Raw genomic sequence first — 17392 nt, 5'->3', positions numbered from 1 at the left:
GTGGTGCCGTCCCCGCCCCCGGTGCTGCCGTCCCCGCCCCCGGTGGTGCCGTCCCCGCCCCCGGTGCTGCCGTCCCCGCCCCCGGTGCTGCAATTTCAACTCCCTTGCCGACGCCCCCAGCGTCTCCCAGTGCTACCGTGCCCCCGCCTGGATCCAGCAGCTCAGCGCAACAGGACGCGACCACTGTCGACGATGAAACCCGGAAGCAGCCCAAGCAACGCTCCGTGCGAACACAGCTGCTGACTCCGTTGACCCGGAAGCAGTGGTATGTCACGGGTAGCTTTATCCTCCTTGTGCTTATCGTCAGCGCCGCCATCGCCACGCTCGCCGCACGCTGGCTGGTGGGGCTGGAGCCTGTAGCGGAGTTCATCACCCGCTATCCAGGTGAATATGAGCTGCCCGAAAACACTCCGACCGGCATCCCCGCCTGGGTGGGTTGGCAGCACTTCTTCAACATGTTCTTCCTTTTCCTGATCATCCGGACCGGAATCCAGATCAACCGGGAGCGCAGACCGCGGGGTTACTGGCGGTCAAAGCGGGGAGGGAAGAAGATCAGCCTGACACTGTGGATACACCTGGTCCTGGATCTGCTGTGGATCGTCAATGGTGCGGTGTTCTACATCTTGCTATTCACCACCGGGCACTGGGCGCGGATCGTGCCGACCAGCTGGGAGGTCTTCCCGAACGCAATTTCCGCTGGCCTGCAGTATCTGTCCCTGGACTGGCCCACCCACAATTCCTGGGTCAACTACAACAGTCTGCAGGAACTGGCCTACTTCATCACCGTCTTTATCGCCGCCCCCCTGGCGATCCTCACAGGCCTGCGGTTGTCCGAGTACTGGCCGAAGAACAACAAGGCACTGAGCGATACTTTTCCGATCGCTCTCGCCCGAGGGGTGCACCTGCCCGTGATGGTCTATTTCGTGATTTTCACGGTTATCCATGTGATCCTGGTCTTCGCCACCGGTGCTCTGCGCAACCTCAACCACATGTACGCCGCGCAGGACTCCACAAACTGGACGGGTTTTGGTCTCTTCGTTCTGTCCTTGGCCGCGATCGTCGTAGGCCTTATCGCTGTTCGTCCGTCCCTGATCGCCCCGCTCGCGCAGAGGTTCGGCGAAGTGACTGCCCGCTGATCAGGGTGGTTGCTGCGGTCATGCGGAATTGATCAGGGAATTCCCGGAGGTCACATCAGTCAGGCAGCAGTAGGATTGGAAGCATGAGTATGAGGTACCCCGCCAATCAGCCGGACATGAGACTGAGTGATGCTGAGCGCAACGCCGCCATGTCCACGCTGGGTCGTGCCTTTGCGGAGGGTCGGCTGACAGTCGACGAATATGACCGACGGTGCGCGGAGATTGCGAAAGCGGACCTGCACCGCGATCTGACACCGCTCTTCCAGGACATCCCACAGTTTCAGGGTGCCCCCGGCACCGAGGTGGGCAAGCTGTACTCGGCGCAGGAGATTGAGAGCGCTTTCCGGGACGGGCAGAAGACCCGTTTCGGCCTTCTCGGCCTGACCACCGTGGGCAGTGCGGCGGCGTCAATCCTGTTGGCCGGGACCACGCCCTTCTCTCCTCTGTTGCTTCTGCTGATCCCGACCTTGTGGATCCTGCTCTACATCATGAAGATCGGGCCGAAGTCCTGGTTTGTGCCGAGCTCGCGGGCGCTCGACAGGCAGCGGATCAGGGAGTTGCGGACTGCGGAGCAGCTGCGTGCAGCGGAACTGCGGCTGGCGGAACAGGACAAACTGGCCGAACTACGGGCGGAACGACGCGCACAGACAGCGGAGCTGACGAACAAGGCGATGGGCTTTGTGAACAAGGCCCTGGACCGGGGAAAATCAGACCGGGACTGACAAGAATCACTGCTCCTCCCGGAGCCGCTTCCGGGGACCAATTAGTTCCTCCCACCTGTCCAACACGGCGACGTACCGGCTGCCGGCGCTGACCAAGGCCTGACTCCATCCTCCAGGGCCCGCCACGGTTTCGTGTCCCCTGACTGCGGTTCAGGGTCGGTACCGGATCCGACCCCACACCAGGGTCCTCGGGTCCAGGGGCACGCATGCTTGGTTTACTCAGTCCGGCGGAGAGTGGCACAATGCACATCATGAGCGAGACCGACTCCCCGACAACCATCCGCCGACGTCCCCGCGTGTTCGACCAGTCGAACAAGATGAAGGACGTACTCTACGAGATCCGCGGCCCAGTGTCCGCGGAGGCGGAGCGGTTGGAGGCGGACGGCCACCACATCCTCAAGCTGAACACGGGCAACCCGGCCACCTTCGGTTTCGACGCCCCCGACGTGATCATGCGGGACATGATCGCCGCGCTGCCCACCTCGCAGGGTTACTCGACGTCGAAAGGCATCATCCCGGCCCGCCGCGCCGTGGTCACCCGTTACGAGCTCATCGACGATTTCCCGGACTTCGACGTCGAGGACGTCTTCCTGGGCAACGGTGTCTCCGAGCTGATCACGATGACCACCCAGGCGTTGCTCAACGACGGCGACGAGGTGCTCATCCCGGCCCCCGACTACCCGCTGTGGACGGCCGCCACCTCCCTGGCAGGTGGTAAGCCGGTGCACTACCTCTGCGATGAGGAGGACGACTGGAACCCCTCCATCGAGGATATCCGCGCCAAGGTCACCGAGAACACCAAGGCCATCGTGGTGATCAACCCGAACAACCCCACGGGTGCGGTGTACTCCCGGGAGGTCCTGCAGCGGATCGTCGACGTCGCGCGCGAATACCAGCTGCTCATCCTGGCCGATGAGATCTATGACCGCATCCTCTACGACGACGCTGAACACATCTCCCTGGCCACCCTGGCCCCGGACCTGCTGACCATCACCTACAACGGCCTGTCCAAGGCCTACCGGGTGGCCGGCTACCGGGCGGGCTGGATGGTGCTGACCGGACCGAAGGAGCACGCCAAGGGCTTCATCGAGGGTCTGGAGCTGCTCGCCGGCACGCGTTTGTGCCCGAACGTCCCTGCGCAGCATGGCATCCAGGTGGCCCTGGGTGGCCGCCAGTCCATCTTCGAACTGACCGGTGAAGGTGGCCGTCTGCTCAACCAGCGGAACGTGGCCTTCGAGAAGCTCAACGAGATCCCGGGTGTCAGCTGTGTGAAGCCGATGGGTGCCCTCTACGCCTTCCCGCGTCTGGACCCCAACGTCTACGAGATCCACGACGACTCCAAGCTGATGCTCGACATCCTGCGTGCGGAGAAGATCCTCCTGGTGCAGGGCACCGGCTTCAACTGGCCGCACACCGACCACTTCCGCCTGGTCACCCTGCCGTGGGCCTCCCAGCTGGAGAACGCCATCGAGCGGCTGGGCAACTTCCTGGTCAGTTACAAGCAGTAGCTCTCAGGCGTGGAAGGCTGGGACGACCTGCTCAATCAGCTCATCGAGCATCTCCCCGGCCGGCCGGCTCCCGCGCTTGAGACCGAGGATGACGTGATCGACACCCATGTCCTCCAGTTCGTGAAGGATTCGGCGCAGGTGCCGCACACCGACCCGCCAGCCGAATTTGATGGGCCCGGCCGCTGCCCCGGGGTCGGGGTGCAGGTCCAGGGACATCGACATGGCGAAGGGCCTGTCATTGCCCTCCTCCCGCCAGGTGTCCAGGTATTTCTTCTGCACCGGCAGCGGCCGCTGGTAGGTGACGTGCGCGTCAGCGTGCTCGCGGTGCCAGGCCATCGACTGCAGGCAGGAACCGACGGTGAGCAGCGGCGGACGCACCGCCAGGGGTTTGGGCACCACGTCCCCGCCCCACATCCGGCCGCCCGACCAGCGGATCCCCCGCTTCTCCGTGGTCCACGCCTGCTGCATCACCTGCAGGTGTTCCCGGAAGACGGCGTCGCGCTCCCCCTCCGCCACCCCGAAGGCGGGGAATTCGCTCGAGCGGTCACCGGTTGCCACGCCGAAGAGGAAACGTCCGGCGCTGAGATGATCGATGCTCGCCGCCTGCTTCGCCAGGTGCAGCGGGTGCCGCAGCGGCGCCACCACGGCGCCGGTGCCTAACGCGATCTTGCTTGTCGACGCCGCCAGGTACCCCAGGTAGCTCACCGGGTCCCAGACCTGCCCCACGTCCCCGAAGTCCGGATCCCGCAGCGGGATGTCACGCAGCCATACCGCGGCAAAACCTGCGGCCTCCGCGCGGCGCACCAGCTCCACCTGCCGGATGATGTCGACGTCGGGTTCCTCGGCCCGGCCGGCGTCCACCGGGAGGAAGAGCCCCAGGGTCAGGCGCCCACGGGGGAAGGTGCGGCGAAAACCGGGCAGGGCGGTGACGGGGGCGTCGGAAAGCGAGAACGGGGGGACCATACCCGCCGATGGTAGCCGCGGCTAACCTCAACAACCATGGGCAGACACCAGGCAACAGGCACACCACCGGCGACCTCACCCTGGCGGTGGGCGCTGCTCGGTTTTCTCGCGGTGGCGGTGCTGACCACCCTCGTCGGCCTGTGGCGGCTGTGGCCGCCGACGGAGGCCCCGAACGTCTCCGAGGACTTCGCCACCACCTTCAACCTCAACCACACGCAGGTCACCGGCACCGTCACGCTTGCCGACGCCGCCGCCTGCGCCTCCCCGTCCACCGGCACCGTCTTCGACGGCTCGCCGTTGAGCCCGCCCGGCCAGGAGGGCATCGCATGTGAACGCTCCCTCGTGGAGATCACCTCGGGGCAGAACGAGGGCCGGCGCACCCAGCTCGTCCACTACGGCATGCCCGGTGAGCCCCGGCTCGCCGAGGGCGACCGGATCATGCTCGCGGAGACCCCCACCCCGGAGGGACCCGTCTACTCCTTCTCCGATTACCAGCGCACCGTCCCGCTGGTCACCTGGGGCGTGGTCATCGCGCTGATGATTGTCGTCTTCGCCGCCTGGCGCGGTTTCCGGGCATTGATCGGCCTGGTCATCACCATGGTCGGCATCGGTGTCTTCCTGCTGCCCGCGCTGCTGCACGGCGGCAGCCCCCTAGGTCTGGCGCTGGTGGCGGGTTCCGCGATCCTCATCATCGTCGTGCCGCTCGTGCACGGGGTGAACTGGAAGTCCGCCTCCGCGCTCGGCGGCACCCTCATCGCCCTCGGCATCGCAGCAGGTCTGGCGCAGGTGGCCATCGACACCTCGCACCTGCGTGGCCTGGGTTCCGACGACAACCTCAACATCCTGCTCTACCTGCCGGAGGTCTCCATCATCGGCCTGCTGCTGTGCGGCTTCATCATCGGTGCACTCGGCGTGCTCAACGACGTCACCATTGCGCAGGCCTCCACCGTCACCGAACTCGCCGACCTCGATCCCGAGGCTACCCCCTGGCGGCTCTTCCTCGGGGCGATGAAGGTCGGCCGGGACCATATCGCCTCGATGGTCTACACCCTCGTGCTCTCCTACACCGGCGCCTCCCTGCCGATGCTGCTGCTCCTCAGCGTCGCGGAACGACCGCTGAGCCAGACGTTGACCAGCGACGTCGTCGCCACCGAGCTGCTGCGCTCCGGCATCGGCGCCCTCGCCCTGACCATGGCCGTCCCGCTGACCACCCTCATCGCGGCGTGGACGGTGCGGGAGAAGGCGGCGTCGGCAGGCAGTGCGACGGTTTAGAGCGTGCGGCCGAGGGCGCGGATCTCCCAGCCGGCGTCCTGCCACTTCTCAACGGGCAGGACGTTGCGGCCGTCGATGATGACCCTCCGGTCCACCAGCTCCCCGACCGCGACCGGGTCCAGCTCCCGGAACTGGGCCCACTCGGTGGCCAGGACCACCACATCAGCCCCCTCCAACGCCTCCTCCACCGAATCGGCGTAACCGAGGGTGGGGAAGACCTTCCGGGCGTTGTCCATGGCCTGCGGGTCGTAGACGGAGACATCCGCACCCGCCAGGGAGAGGGAACCGGCCACCGACAGCGCCGGGGAATCCCGCACATCATCGGAATTCGGTTTGAAGGCCGCGCCCAGCACCGTCACGCGGTGGCCGAGCAGGTTGCCGTCGCAAAGCTCACGGGTCAGCTGGACCACGCGGTCCCGGCGGCGCATGTTGATCGCGTCGACCTCACGCAGGAAGGTCAACGCCTGGTCGGCACCGAGTTCACCGGCGCGGGCCATGAATGCGCGGATGTCCTTGGGCAGGCAACCACCACCGAAGCCGAGGCCGGCACCGAGGAATTTCCGCCCGATGCGGTCGTCATGGCCGATGGCGTCCGCCAGCTTGGTCACATCACCACCGGCGATCTCGCAGATCTCGGAGACTGCATTGATGAAGGAGATCTTCGTGGCCAGGAAAGCGTTCGCGGAGACCTTCACCAGCTCCGAGGTCACCCGGTCCATGACCAGGAACGGGGTGCCCTCCTCGATCGACTTGGCGAAGACCTCCCGGGCAACCTCCTCCGCACGGCTACCCTCCCGGCCGATACCCAGCACGATGCGGTCCGGGGAAATGGTGTCCTGCACGGCGTAACCCTCGCGGAGGAACTCCGGGTTCCAGGCGATCTCGACGTTCGTGCCCGGACCAGCGAGGCTGTCGGCCAGTTCCTGCATCTCATCGGCGGTGCCCACAGGCACGGTCGACTTGCCGAAGATGATGTGGTCGCCCTCCAGCAGCGGGACCAGGTCCGCGATGACCGCCCGCACATAGGTCAGGTCCGCGGCATAGGAACCGCGCTTCTGTGGGGTGCCGACACCCAGGAAGTGCACGTTCGCGAAGTCGGCGACCCGCTGGTAGTCGGTGGTGAAGTCCAGGCGACCCGAGTCCAGACTCCGGCTGAGCACCTCCGGCAGGCCGGGCTCGTAGAAGGGGACGGTGCCCGCCTTCAGGGAGTCGATCTTGGCGGAATCCACATCCACGCCCAGGACCTCATGGCCGAGCTCAGCCATGCAGGCGGCGTGGGTTGCACCCAGGTATCCGGTACCGATGACAGTCATACGCATGTCCCCAAGTTTTACCCGTCGGACATGAACTGAGCATTAAACGAAAATGAATGTCATCTCATGTGGGGGTGTGCTCAGGGGAAGTTGAGGTACGCCTTCGAGGGCGTCGGCCCACGCTGGCCCTGGTACTTCGAACCCAGCTTGCCCGAACCGTAGGGCACCTCCGCCGGCGAGGACATCTTGAACAACGCCAGCTGGCCCACCTTCATCCCCGGCCACAGCGTCATCGGCAGATTCGCCACATTCGACAGCTCAAGGGTGATGTAGCCATTGAAACCCGGGTCGATGAAACCCGCGGTGGAGTGCGTGAGCAGGCCGAGACGCCCCAGGGAGGATTTGCCCTCCAGGCGGCCGGCGAGGTTGTCCGGCAAGGTGAACCTCTCCAGGGTGGAGGCCAGCACGAACTCCCCCGGGTGCAGGACGAAGGACTCCCCCTCATCGACCTCGACGAGGGTGGTCAGCTCATCCTGCTGCAACTTCGGATCAATGTGGGTGTACTTCGAGTTGTTGAACACCCGGAAGAAGCGGTCCATCCGCACATCCACACTGGAGGGCTGGATGTTGGCCGGTTCAAAGGGTTCGATACCCAGGTCACCGGAGTTAATGGCGGCACGGATGTCACGATCTGAGAGAAGCACGAGTCCGAGTGTACGTCAGCACCTGTGACCACCGCCCCACCAGGCGATTTCCGCCCCGGTTTCCGGTCAGTGCCCGGGCGGGTGCTACAGTGTGTTGCAGTGCACTGAGCTGCACAGACGCCGGCGTAGTTTAGTGGTAGAACATCAGCTTCCCAAGCTGAGAGTGCGGGTTCGATTCCCGTCGCCGGCTCCACTCATCAACGCCCCGCCGCCCTGAACCGGGCCGCGGGGCGTTTGTGCTGCCACCCCGTTCTGGGCTTTTTCTGATCAACTCCTGCTCAGATCAAGCGGATTTTCCGCAGAGTTGATCAGAAAAAACAGCTGCCCGCCGCAGGGGGCGCGTCGTGAACAGGAAAGTTGCTCAACTCTCCCACTCTTAACCCCGCAGGATGTTCGTCATCTTCTTTCCGCGGGCGAGTTCGTCGACGAGTTTGTCCATCCAGCGGATCTGCTGCATGAGGGGGTCCTTGATGTCCTCGACGCGCACGCCGCAGACCACGCCCGTGATCAACCCGGTGTTGTCGTTCATGAGTGGGGCGGCGGCGAAGAACTCCCGGAGATCGCCCTCGAAGCTCCGCAGCTGCTCAGCGGTGTAGCCGGTGAGCCAGCTGAGGACCTCATCCAGTTCCCCGGCGGTCCGCCCCTTGCGCTCCACCTTGTTCAAGTACAGACGGTGGATCTCGACGAAGGAGTAGCGGAACAGGCGCTCAGACATCTCAGGAGCACCGCACGATCGGCTGCGGGTCGTAGACGGTGGTCTGCACCTCGCGGCTGATCTCATTGCCGGCCAGGTCGCGGATGATGCGGGTGTCGGAGGTGGTGAAACCGGGGGCACCGCCGGAAGGGCTGCAGTCGCTGCCGGAGACGTTCATCGTCTGCGGCTGGGTGGGGGCCCAGCGGCCGCCGTTGACGGACTCGACCTGGACGGTCTTCACACCGGTGAGGCGGATGGTGACGTTGCCGCCGCCGACGGTGCTCTCGATGCGCACGGGGTACTGGGAGTTGTTGCGGAACTGCAGGTCGATGGCACCTTCGTAGACGGTGGCCTCGCGTCCCGCGGGGTAGCGGGAGATGTAGTAGCTGTGCGGGGTGTGGGCGACGTCCTCCATGCCGGCGAAGTAGGCGGCGTTGTAGAGGGTGGTGGCGTACTGGCTGATGCCGCCGCCGACGGCAGTGCCGCCGCGGCCGTTGATGATGATGCCGGAGTCGACGTAACCCTGCGCGGTGCCGCGGGGTCCGGTGTAGCCGTTGAGGGAGAAGGTGTCCCCGGGGGCGACGATGGCGCCGTTGACGGTGCTGGCGACCAGCTGGATGTTGACGCCGGAGGAGGCGGAGTAACCGGAGGTGGTGAATTCGCCGACGACCTCGTCGAAGGTGGCGACCTCGGCCATCTCGGTGGTGAAGGTGGCGGGGTCGTCCTCGTACTCGGCCTCCCACTGCCGGTCCTCGGGGTCGGTGCTCAGGACACGGTCGTGGAAGCCCTCCAGGGTGGTCTCCCAGTTGATCTGCACGCCGTCGCTGTGCGGGGTGATCTGGCGGGAGCCGCCGGAGAAGGTGATGTCGGCGTTGCGGCGGGTGGACTCGGTCTCGCTGAGGGTCTCATCGAGGATGCCCTGGGCGGCCTCGACGTTGATGTCGGTGCGCAGGCGGTCGTCCTCGGGGACGAAGGTGACGACCTCACCCATGCGCTCCGGCGGGATGAGGCCGTTGATGTCGTCGCGGCCGGTCACGGTCAGCGGTCCCGAAATGACTGCGGCGGCGTCCCCCTCGGCGGTGGCGGCGACGGTGTCAGCATCGATGGCGGGCGGGGTGACCTCGGCGTCGACCTCGATGCCGGCGGGGTCGAGCCAGTCGGTGGTCACACCCTCACGGAGGGCGGCGGGGTCGATGACGTGGCCGTTGATGGCCTCGGTGACCTGGACGCGGCCGTCGATAAGCTCGATGCGGCCGTCGGCGGGTTCGGCGCTGAGCTCGGAGTGCATGCGCTCGAGCTGGGGGGCCAGGGCGGCGTCATCGGTGGCGGAGACGATCTCGGCCTCGGTGCCGGAGCCGAACAGGCCCTGCAGGCGCAGGATGGGGTTGGCGGATTCGGTGCCGATCTCCTCGACGGTCTGCGCGAAGTCTATGCTCAGGCCGGCCTGGGCGGGGATGAACTCGACCGTCCGGTCGCCGGCGGTGACGGTGACGGGTTCATCGACCACGCCGCCGAGTTCACGCTCGAGGGTGGTGCGGGCATCCGCCGGGCTCATGCCGGAGATGTCCACCCCGCCGACGGTGGTGCCGCGGGGGACATTCCCCTTGGTCAGGAAGTAATCCACCCCGTAGGCGACGGCGAGGAGGGCGAAGATACCGGCGATGACGCCGGCGGCGATGCGGGTGCCCCGCCCACCGCTGTCCTGGCTTTTTGACTGACTCACAGTTTTCACACTAGTTGCCGTGCACAGGTTTGCCTACTTGCGCGGAGCCGGAAACGGCCCGGAAACGCCCCGGAAATACCCGATTCAGCTCCCCGAGGTGAGCAGTTGGAGCTGCACGCGGTAGGCGGACTCGTCGAGACGCTCCGCGGGGATCTCCCCGGCGGTGACCGCTGCGTCGAGGGCGTCGATGGCGGCGCCCAGTTCTCCGCTGGTGGAGAACAGCGGCCGGTCCGCGCCCGCCTTAACGGCGGCGACAACCGCCTGGGGCAGGGTGTGGCGGTCGGTGATCGCGCGCATGCCGGTGAGGTCATCGGTGTAGGCCACGCCCTCGAAAGGCACGCCGCCGGGGTAGTTGCCGCTGCGCAGGAGTTCATAGACGGCCGGGTCGAGGCTGGAGGGGCTGAAGCCGTCGCCGAGACCGGGTACGACCATGTGGCCGACCATCACGGCACCATCCGACTGTGCGAGGGCGGTGGCGTAGGGCGGCAGGTCGTGGGCGATGACCTGTTCGATCGGCGGGGTGACGGCGAGTTCCAGGTGGGTGTCGCCGCTGGCCTGCCCGTGGCCGGGGAAGTGCTTGAACACCGGGGTGACACCGGCCGCGCCCAGTCCGCGGGCGAAGGCGGCACCGTAGTCGCCGGCGACCTGCGGGTCGGTGGAGAAAGCGCGGTCGCCGACGATCTCCAGCCCGGCGGCATCCACATCCAGCACGGGTGCGAAGTTGACGGTCACGCCGTGCCAGCGCAGCGAATGTCCCAGATCGCGGGCGTAGTGCTCCACCTCCTGCAGGCTCATGGTGGCCGCCATCTCGCGGGCGGAGATCCGGCTACCGATGACGTGTTCGTGGCGCTGCACGCGCCCGCCCTCGTAGTCGATGGACACCGAGAAGGGCCGGCCGACAGCCTCACGCAGGGCCACGATGTTGCGACCCGGGGTGGTCAGCAGTTCCGGGTTCGCCCAGCTGGTGATGAAGATCCCGCCGGCGCCCTGACGCAGTTTCGCCAGCGCGTCGTCGTAGTTGTCCACGCCGACGACCATCAGCGATGCCGCCTTCGCACGCTGCTCCTGCGGGACGCGCTGGCGGGCCAGCTCCTCGGGTGTGGGCTCGGCGGCCGGGGTGCTGCTTGCCGACGCCGCCGTACTCGTCATCGTCGAGCTTGTTTCCGGGGTGGTGCTCACCGGGGCAGGCTGCTCCGCGGGTTCCGCGCAGGCGGTCAACCCGCCGGACAGGACCCCGATACTCAGGGCCGCGCCCAGGAGTCGCGCGATGCCGCGGCTGCTGATCATGCGGCCCGTCCTTTCCTGGGGTGTTCCGGGTGTCCTGTTCCCCCTTATTGTGCATGAGTCGTCGTTAGACTGGGACTGGACCAGCCCTGCACTCTTAAGGAATGTGAATTCACCCGTGGCCACGACGATGCTCATCGCCTTTGACGGATCTCGGGAGGCCCGGCGCGCCATCACGGCAGCTGCCCAGCTGCTTTCCCCGCGCAGTGTGGAACTGCTCACGGCGTGGGAGCCGCTGCACCGGGCGGCAGCGCGGGCAGTGAGTATGTCGGGGCTGCACCAGGCGGAGTGGGTGACGGACACGGAGGAGAATGATCCGGCCTATGCGCGGGCCCGGGAGATCTGCAACGAGGGTGTGGAGCTGGCGGAGTCCCTGGGCCTGGCGGCGCGTGCCCACCTCGTGGAGTCGGAGACCTCGGTGTGGTCGGCGATCGTCGATGCGGCCCGGGAGCTGGAACCGGATGTCATCGTCACCGGCACCCGGGGGGCCTCGGCGTGGAAATCGTTCTGGCAGACCTCCACAGCGGAGGGCGTGCTGCACCATGGTGGGGTGCCGGTGTTCATTGTTCCGCCGGAAAATTAGGGGGTAGGATCTGCAGCCATGTCCTACTCCTCCCCTTCCGTCAACCGTCGCTCAGTGAGCTCGGTGATCGCCAGCGCGGTCGTCGGTGTGGCTCTGGGCGTGGTGTCCGTCATCGGGGTCGCCTCCTTCTCGGGTCAGGACACCGTGCCGCAGGGCAACGCCGTGCCGGCCGAGGACGCCCTGCTCGGCGGCCCGGAGTACGGCACCCGCGGCTGATTCGTGCCGCACCTCCTCGGCTGGGTGCTCCTGGGGCTGCTCAGTTTCCTGCAGCCGCCGGGGCTGGTGGCCGCCGACACGAAACATGACCTGACGGTCGACCCGGCGGGTTTCCTCGCGCAGGCCACGCATGCCTGGACGGACACGTTCACGCTGGGCCAGCTGCAGAACCAGGCCTACGGTTATCTCTTCCCGCACGGGGCCTTCTTCGTGCTCACTGATCCGCTGCCGGACTGGATCGCGCAGCGGTTGTGGTGGTGGCTGGTCACCGGGGTGGGTTTCTCAGGTTTTCTGCTGCTGGTGGGGCGCCTGCACATCGGCAGCACACCGTTCCGGGTGTTGGCCGCGTTTCTCTTCGCGCTCTCGCCACGCACGCTGACCACGCTGACGGCGATCTCCTCGGAGACCTGGCCGGTGATGCTCGCCCCCTGGGTGGTCCTGCCCTTCCTGGGGCGGCTGGGCTGGCGGGCCGTGACCGCGGCGACGCTGCCGGTGGCGCTGATGGGGGCGGTCAACGCCACCGCCACCATCGCGGCCTGTCTGCCGGCGGGCCTGGTCATCGCGTGGCGGGTGCTGCGCCGGGACGGTCGGGCGGCGGGCACACTGCTGGGCTGGTTGGCCGGCTGCCTGCTGGTGAGCCTGTGGTGGATCGGACCATTGCTGGTGCTGGGGCGCTATTCCGCCCCGTTCACTGATTTCATCGAGTCCGCGTATGTGACCACCCGCTGGCTCAACCTCATCGAGATCCTGCGCGGGACCACCAGCTGGGCACCGTTCGTGGACACCGAACGCCAGGCCGGCCACCTGCTGGCCTCCTCCCCGACGATGGTGCTGGCGACCACGGCGGTGGCGGCCCTCGGATTATGGGGGCTCACGTTGCGCACCACCCCGCACCGGCGGATGTGGGTGGGCATGCTGCTGTTCGGTGTGGTCATTCTGGGCGCCGCCCATGGCCCGCTGGGCCCGCAGTGGCTGGCGCTTCTCGACGGTCCCCTGGCCCCTTTCCGCAACCTCCACAAATTCGATCCGCTGGTGCGTATCCCGCTGCTGGTCGGGGTGGCGGCGCTCGGTGTGCCGCTGCGCACGCCGGGCAGCTGGCGGGTGGTGCTGGAACCGGGGCGTCGTGAAGCGGCTGCCGCGCTGGTCATCGTCATCGGCGTGGCCTCGCTGGCGCCGGCCTGGTCGGGCCGGCTGCTGCCGCGCGGGGCCTACGAGTATGTGCCCGCCTACTGGCAGGAGGCGACGAACCTGCTCAACGCGCAGGCGCAGGGCACGCGCACGCTCATCATCCCGGAGGCCTCCTTCGCGCGGCAGACCTGGGGCTGGACCCGGGACGAACCCGCCCAGCCGCTACTGGATGTCCCGTGGGCCGTCCGCGACGCCGTCCCCCTCATCGACCCGGAGGCCATCCGCGGCCTCGACGGGGTGATGGCTGTGCTGCACCACGATCCGGCGGCCGGGGCGGATGTCCTGCGGCGGCTGGGCATCGGTGCGGTGCTGCACCGCGGCGACCTGGATACGGGGGTGGCGGAGATCGACGTCGACAGGCTCGCTGAGGCCACCGGCAGTACCGTCCACCACTTCGGTGCGGAGGACCAGCTGGCGGTGGTCATCTTCGACCCGGCCGCCGACCTCATGCTCGCCGACCAGGAACCTGTACGGGTGGCCGGCGGCGGGGAGAGCCTGGCGGTGCTCGACATGATCCACGGCCCGGGCCCGCGCGTGCTTGTCGAGGAAGGCGCGGAGGTGGTCACCGATACCCCGGCGCTGACGGTGCGCCACTACGGCACCCTCGACGGGGCGGTCTCCGCACCCCTCGCCGACCTGGATGAGGGCGTGGGCTCCCGTAACGTCGTGCCTGACTACCCCTCCGCCGGCCCCTTCACCCGGGTGGAGTCCCGCGGCGGCACCGTCACCGCCAGCTCCTCGGCGGCCGATGCGGGCAGCTTCGGCGGGGCCGACCCGGCGCGCTCGCTCACCGCGGCAGTCGACGGTGAACCGGACACCGCCTGGTGGCCGACGCCGGGACCGCCGGACGGGCAGTGGCTGGAGCTGCGCCCCGACCGGGTGCTGCGGGATCCGGCCGTCACATTGAGCGCCACCGCCGGGACCACGGTCAACCTCCACGGCCGGCTCCACGAGATCGGGGAGGAACCCACCACCTTCCATCTGCGCGGTGACTTCGAGTCTCTGCGGATCACCCTCACCGAGGACCAGCCGGTGGGCATCGCCGAGGTCACGGTCAACGGACACCCGCTGGAACGGGTGGTCACCGTGCCGGACACCTCCCCGGACGTGCGCCAGTTCCTCTTCCAGCGGCTCACCCTGGACACCGGGCACATCATCCGCGATTTCACCGCGCCGCGCCCGATGCGGGTACTTGTCGACGCCCCCGCCGAATCCGAGGTCCTCCTCGACGACGCCGTGCACGCCCCCGGCGCTGTCGTGGACCTGGAACCGGGTGTCCACCGCCTGTCCACCGGCGCGGAATGGGCCACCCTCACCGAGGAAGGCTTCGACCCCTCCCCGGCGTGGGAGCCGACAGGCACGGATATCGCGCCGGCGGACGGCGACCGACTGCTCATCACCGGCCGTTCCGCCAACCCCGGGCTGCGTGCCCACCTCGGCGGGCAGGAACTCGAACCGGCGGTCGTGGATGCCGCCACCCAGGCCTTCGGCGTGCCCGCCGGCGCGGGTGGCCGGGTGGAGTTCAGCTTCGCCGGGGATCCGGCCTACCGGGGCCTGCTCTTCGGCGGGGGTGTCCTCGCCCTGCTCACGGTGCTGGGCTGTCTGGTGCTGCTGCTCCGCACCCGGCCCGGGGAACGAGAGGTCCCGGACAACCGGACCGGCCCCGGCCTGCTCATCCTCGGGGTAGTGGCCGCCTGGCTGCTCGCCGGCTGGCCCGGCCTGCTGGCCGCGGCCGGGGCCCTGCTGGTCCTGCGGCTGACGATCATCCCCGCAGGACTACTCGCCTTCTCCCTGCTCAGCGTCACCGGGGCCTGGCTGGCCCGCGGGCCCTGGCCCGTCGGGGACTACGCCGGTGACTCCACCGCCCTGGCCCTCCTGCTCGTCGCCGCCCTGACCAGCCTCTTGCCCGGCTCCTCCAGGAAGACATAACTGGCCGCCGACACCGGCAGGGTGAGCACCAGCGTCACCGCCAGCACCGGCCAGAAACCCCCCGAGAAGTAATTCAGACCCAGCAGCGGGAAGGCCAGCGAGAGCATGGCCACGTGCCACAGGAAGATCGAGTAGGACCAACGCCCCAGCGCCTTCATCACCGGACTCGCCAGCCAGCGCGCACCCGGGTCCAGGGCCTCCGGCACGACCACCGCGAAGGCGAAGACCGTGCCCGCCAGCACCCGGCGGGTAAATTCCGCGGGCTCAGGATGGGTCAGGCCCACCGGCCCGAACCACTCCTGCCCCGCCAGCCAGGCCGTCATCAGCGCCAGCCACCACCACGCCCACCGCCAGCCCAGCACCCGACGCACCCGGTCCGGCACCCGCCCGGAGAACTCCGCCGCGATCATGCCCACCGCGAACCAGGGGGCGTACGCCACGGGCCAGATCTGCCGGTTGGGGATGCCGGCGGCCGCATCCGGGCCCGCCGTGACAAAAGGCAGCCAGGCCCAGCCCAGGCTGAGCACGGCCAGGGCGAGGATCGTGAGGACCCGCCCGCGCCGGGGCAGCCGCCCGATGCTCAGCGCCAGCAGCGGCAGGACCAGGTAGAAACCGACCTCCACACTCAGGGACCACAGGTGTGTCAGGCCGGGGGCCAGTCCGTCGACGACATAGACCTGGGTGAGGGTGAGGTTGGCCAGGATCTGCTCCCCGCTCATCCGGGAGGCCTCCGGCAGCAGCAGGATCACCGCCACAACACACACCAGGTAGGCGGGCAGGATCCGGCCGGTGCGGTTGACCAGGTACCGGCCGATGGTGCCCGCCTCCCGGTCGCCGTGGTGGTTGCGCCAGAGCAGGAAGGCAGACAGCGCGAAGAACACGGGGACGAAGAAGTCGAAGCGGGCCAGCACGGAACCGGCCAGCGAGCGCGGGTCCACCCCTGTCTGGAAGGCCACGTGGGTGAGCACCACCCCGAAGGCCGCGATGGCGCGCAGTCCTTCCAGTCCGGGCAGGTGGCGTGGTTTGTAGGATGGAACGGACATGCGGCCACACCTCCCGCTTCGCTTCTCGGCACCCGGGGAAGTCCCGGGGTGTTTCCGGCGATCTTAACGAACAGGACCTGCACACATTGACTCAGAGCGTGTTCCGGCGCCCGCCGATCCGGCTGCTGCTGCTGCTCGCCGTGGTCACCTTCCTCCTCGGTTCCCTGGTCCCGCCCCTGCTCATCAGCCAGATGAAACCCCTGCCCACCGATCTGCAGACGCCCTACCGCAGCAACCCGGCAGAGACGGTCATGCTCGCGCCCACGGCCATGACGGAAGGTGCCGTGCCGGAGGAGAACCGGGCACGCGCAGAATGCCGGGAGGGCACTTTTCCTGATGTCCCCTATTCCTGTCTCGTGGTGGAGACCCCCACCCACCGGGAACTGACGGTGGCCACCTCGGCGGCGCCCGCGCGTGACGAGGTCGATATCACGGCCACCAGGCAGCTGCACGCGGAGGAGACTCTCCTAGCGGAGGTCAGCGACACCCTGCGTCTGGACCGGCGTTCCACCTACCCGGTCTCCGACCCGGTCAGCGAACTCTCGGTGACCATCCCTGCCCTGGATCTGGAGACCACCACCGGTTTCTCCGTCCGGGAGGGCCTGCAGTACTTCTTCCCTTTCCCGCCGGAACGGCGTTCCTACCCGCGCTACGACACCGTCGCCGGGCGGCCCCTCCTGCTGGACTACGTCGGCGAGGTGGAACGCGCCGGCCTGGAGACCTTCGAGTTCCACCACACCTTCACCGCCCTGCCGCTGACCGCACCCGATGACAACCGCCCCCGCCAGGAAGAAACCGAGGACAGTGTGTTCACCACCCTGGAGGCGTGGGGGCTGGGTTCCGTCTGGTACGCCGTCGACCGCACCGTGTGGGTGGAACCGAAATCCGGCACGCTGGTGGACACGCAGGAGCGCATCCACATCTACTTCGCCGCTGACCACCCCGAGGCCGAGGAACGTGCCTTCATCCCCGCCCCGGAGTTCAGCATCCTGCACACCTCCGCGACCTGGGACGGCGCCACCGTGGAGCGGCAGCATGAGCGGGCCGCCGGGGTGGCCTCCCGCCTGCGGGTCCTGCAGGTCAGTGCCGTCGCCCTCAAGACGGTCGCCCTGGCGGCCGTGATCTGGGCGGTGGTGCTCCTGCTGCGTGAACGCCGGGGGCGGACGTCCTGAAC

Annotated in this window: 15 protein-coding genes and 1 tRNA gene; 9 read left to right on the top strand and 7 right to left on the bottom strand. The window is 67.8% G+C overall.

Annotation, left to right across the window (positions count from 1 at the left end):
* The first annotated feature begins 224 nt into the window (after positions 1-224).
* The 3 genes from NYP18_RS12950 to NYP18_RS12940 all read left to right on the top strand — a co-directional run bounded on the left by NYP18_RS12950 (position 225) and on the right by NYP18_RS12940 (position 3366).
* Positions 225-1136 carry a cytochrome b/b6 domain-containing protein gene (locus tag NYP18_RS12950; RefSeq protein WP_259428625.1) on the top strand — a complete coding sequence of 304 codons (912 nt, stop codon included), beginning with the start codon at positions 225-227 and terminating at the stop codon, positions 1134-1136.
* An 83-nt stretch (positions 1137-1219) separates the two neighbouring features.
* The gene (locus tag NYP18_RS12945; RefSeq protein WP_259428624.1) at positions 1220-1858 is read left to right on the top strand and encodes a DUF1707 SHOCT-like domain-containing protein; all 639 of its coding nucleotides are present in this window, start codon (positions 1220-1222) and stop codon (positions 1856-1858) included.
* A 242-nt stretch (positions 1859-2100) separates the two neighbouring features.
* Positions 2101-3366: a pyridoxal phosphate-dependent aminotransferase gene (locus NYP18_RS12940; RefSeq protein WP_439648100.1), complete on the top strand. Its 1266-nt coding sequence runs from the start codon at positions 2101-2103 to the stop codon at positions 3364-3366.
* Between the two features lie 3 nt (positions 3367-3369).
* Here the strand turns inward: NYP18_RS12940 and NYP18_RS12935 are convergent, their stop codons facing one another.
* Positions 3370-4329: an LLM class oxidoreductase gene (locus NYP18_RS12935; RefSeq protein WP_259428622.1), complete on the bottom strand. Its 960-nt coding sequence runs from the start codon at positions 4327-4329 to the stop codon at positions 3370-3372.
* Positions 4330-4365: 36 nt separating this feature from the next.
* Here NYP18_RS12935 and NYP18_RS12930 point away from each other — a divergent pair, with 36 nt between their 5' ends.
* Complete coding sequence (locus NYP18_RS12930) at positions 4366-5601, top strand: YibE/F family protein (protein ID WP_259428621.1); 1236 nt, start codon at positions 4366-4368, stop codon at positions 5599-5601.
* Here NYP18_RS12930 and NYP18_RS12925 read toward each other — a convergent pair.
* Both NYP18_RS12925 and dcd read right to left on the bottom strand, forming a co-directional pair.
* Positions 5598-6920 (bottom strand): UDP-glucose dehydrogenase family protein, encoded by a 1323-nt coding sequence (locus tag NYP18_RS12925; protein ID WP_259428620.1) that lies wholly within the window; start codon positions 6918-6920, stop codon positions 5598-5600. The two genes, NYP18_RS12930 and NYP18_RS12925, sit on opposite strands and share 4 nt — an antisense overlap.
* A 74-nt stretch (positions 6921-6994) precedes the next feature.
* On the bottom strand, positions 6995-7558 hold the full coding sequence (gene dcd, locus NYP18_RS12920; protein ID WP_259428619.1) for a dCTP deaminase: 564 nt from the start codon (positions 7556-7558) through the stop codon (positions 6995-6997).
* A gap of 119 nt (positions 7559-7677) precedes the next feature.
* Between dcd and NYP18_RS12915 the strand changes: the two genes are divergently transcribed.
* Positions 7678-7751 (top strand) — tRNA-Gly (locus tag NYP18_RS12915).
* A 183-nt stretch (positions 7752-7934) separates the two neighbouring features.
* Here NYP18_RS12915 and NYP18_RS12910 read toward each other — a convergent pair.
* The 3 genes from NYP18_RS12910 to NYP18_RS12900 all read right to left on the bottom strand — a co-directional run bounded on the left by NYP18_RS12910 (position 7935) and on the right by NYP18_RS12900 (position 11262).
* Positions 7935-8273, bottom strand: coding sequence for a DUF2200 domain-containing protein (locus NYP18_RS12910; protein ID WP_259428618.1), 339 nt, complete (start codon positions 8271-8273; stop codon positions 7935-7937).
* Between the two features lies 1 nt (position 8274).
* On the bottom strand, positions 8275-9975 hold the full coding sequence (locus NYP18_RS12905) for a VanW family protein (RefSeq protein WP_259428617.1): 1701 nt from the start codon (positions 9973-9975) through the stop codon (positions 8275-8277).
* 84 nt (positions 9976-10059) lie between these two features.
* The gene (locus NYP18_RS12900) at positions 10060-11262 is read right to left on the bottom strand and encodes a glycoside hydrolase family 3 N-terminal domain-containing protein (protein ID WP_439648099.1); all 1203 of its coding nucleotides are present in this window, start codon (positions 11260-11262) and stop codon (positions 10060-10062) included.
* 127 nt (positions 11263-11389) lie between these two features.
* Here NYP18_RS12900 and NYP18_RS12895 point away from each other — a divergent pair, with 127 nt between their 5' ends.
* Genes NYP18_RS12895 through NYP18_RS12885 form a run of 3 tightly spaced genes read left to right on the top strand, consistent with a single transcriptional unit; the run spans position 11390 to position 15175 of the window.
* Positions 11390-11842: a universal stress protein gene (locus NYP18_RS12895; protein ID WP_259428627.1), complete on the top strand. Its 453-nt coding sequence runs from the start codon at positions 11390-11392 to the stop codon at positions 11840-11842.
* 18 nt (positions 11843-11860) lie between these two features.
* Positions 11861-12058, top strand: a complete 198-nt coding sequence (locus tag NYP18_RS12890) for a DUF2613 domain-containing protein (RefSeq protein ID WP_259428616.1) — start codon at positions 11861-11863, stop codon at positions 12056-12058.
* 3 nt (positions 12059-12061) lie between these two features.
* Complete coding sequence (locus NYP18_RS12885) at positions 12062-15175, top strand: alpha-(1->3)-arabinofuranosyltransferase domain-containing protein (protein ID WP_259428615.1); 3114 nt, start codon at positions 12062-12064, stop codon at positions 15173-15175.
* Here the strand turns inward: NYP18_RS12885 and NYP18_RS12880 are convergent.
* Entirely contained in the window at positions 15091-16218 is a 1128-nt protein-coding gene (locus NYP18_RS12880; protein ID WP_259428614.1) for an acyltransferase family protein, read from the bottom strand. The genes NYP18_RS12885 and NYP18_RS12880 overlap by 85 nt on opposite strands.
* 86 nt (positions 16219-16304) lie before the next feature.
* On the opposite strand from NYP18_RS12880, the gene NYP18_RS12875 reads away from it, so the two are divergent.
* Positions 16305-17390, top strand: coding sequence for a PorA family protein (locus tag NYP18_RS12875; protein WP_259428613.1), 1086 nt, complete (start codon positions 16305-16307; stop codon positions 17388-17390).
* Positions 17391-17392: the final 2 nt, after the last annotated feature.

The sequence above is a fragment of the Corynebacterium lemuris genome (genome assembly GCF_024919295.1).
GTDB classification, from domain to species: Bacteria; Actinomycetota; Actinomycetes; order Mycobacteriales; family Mycobacteriaceae; genus Corynebacterium; species Corynebacterium lemuris.
Note: the sequence above shows the minus strand (reverse complement) of the source record. Positions and strands in the feature narration are given on the sequence as shown.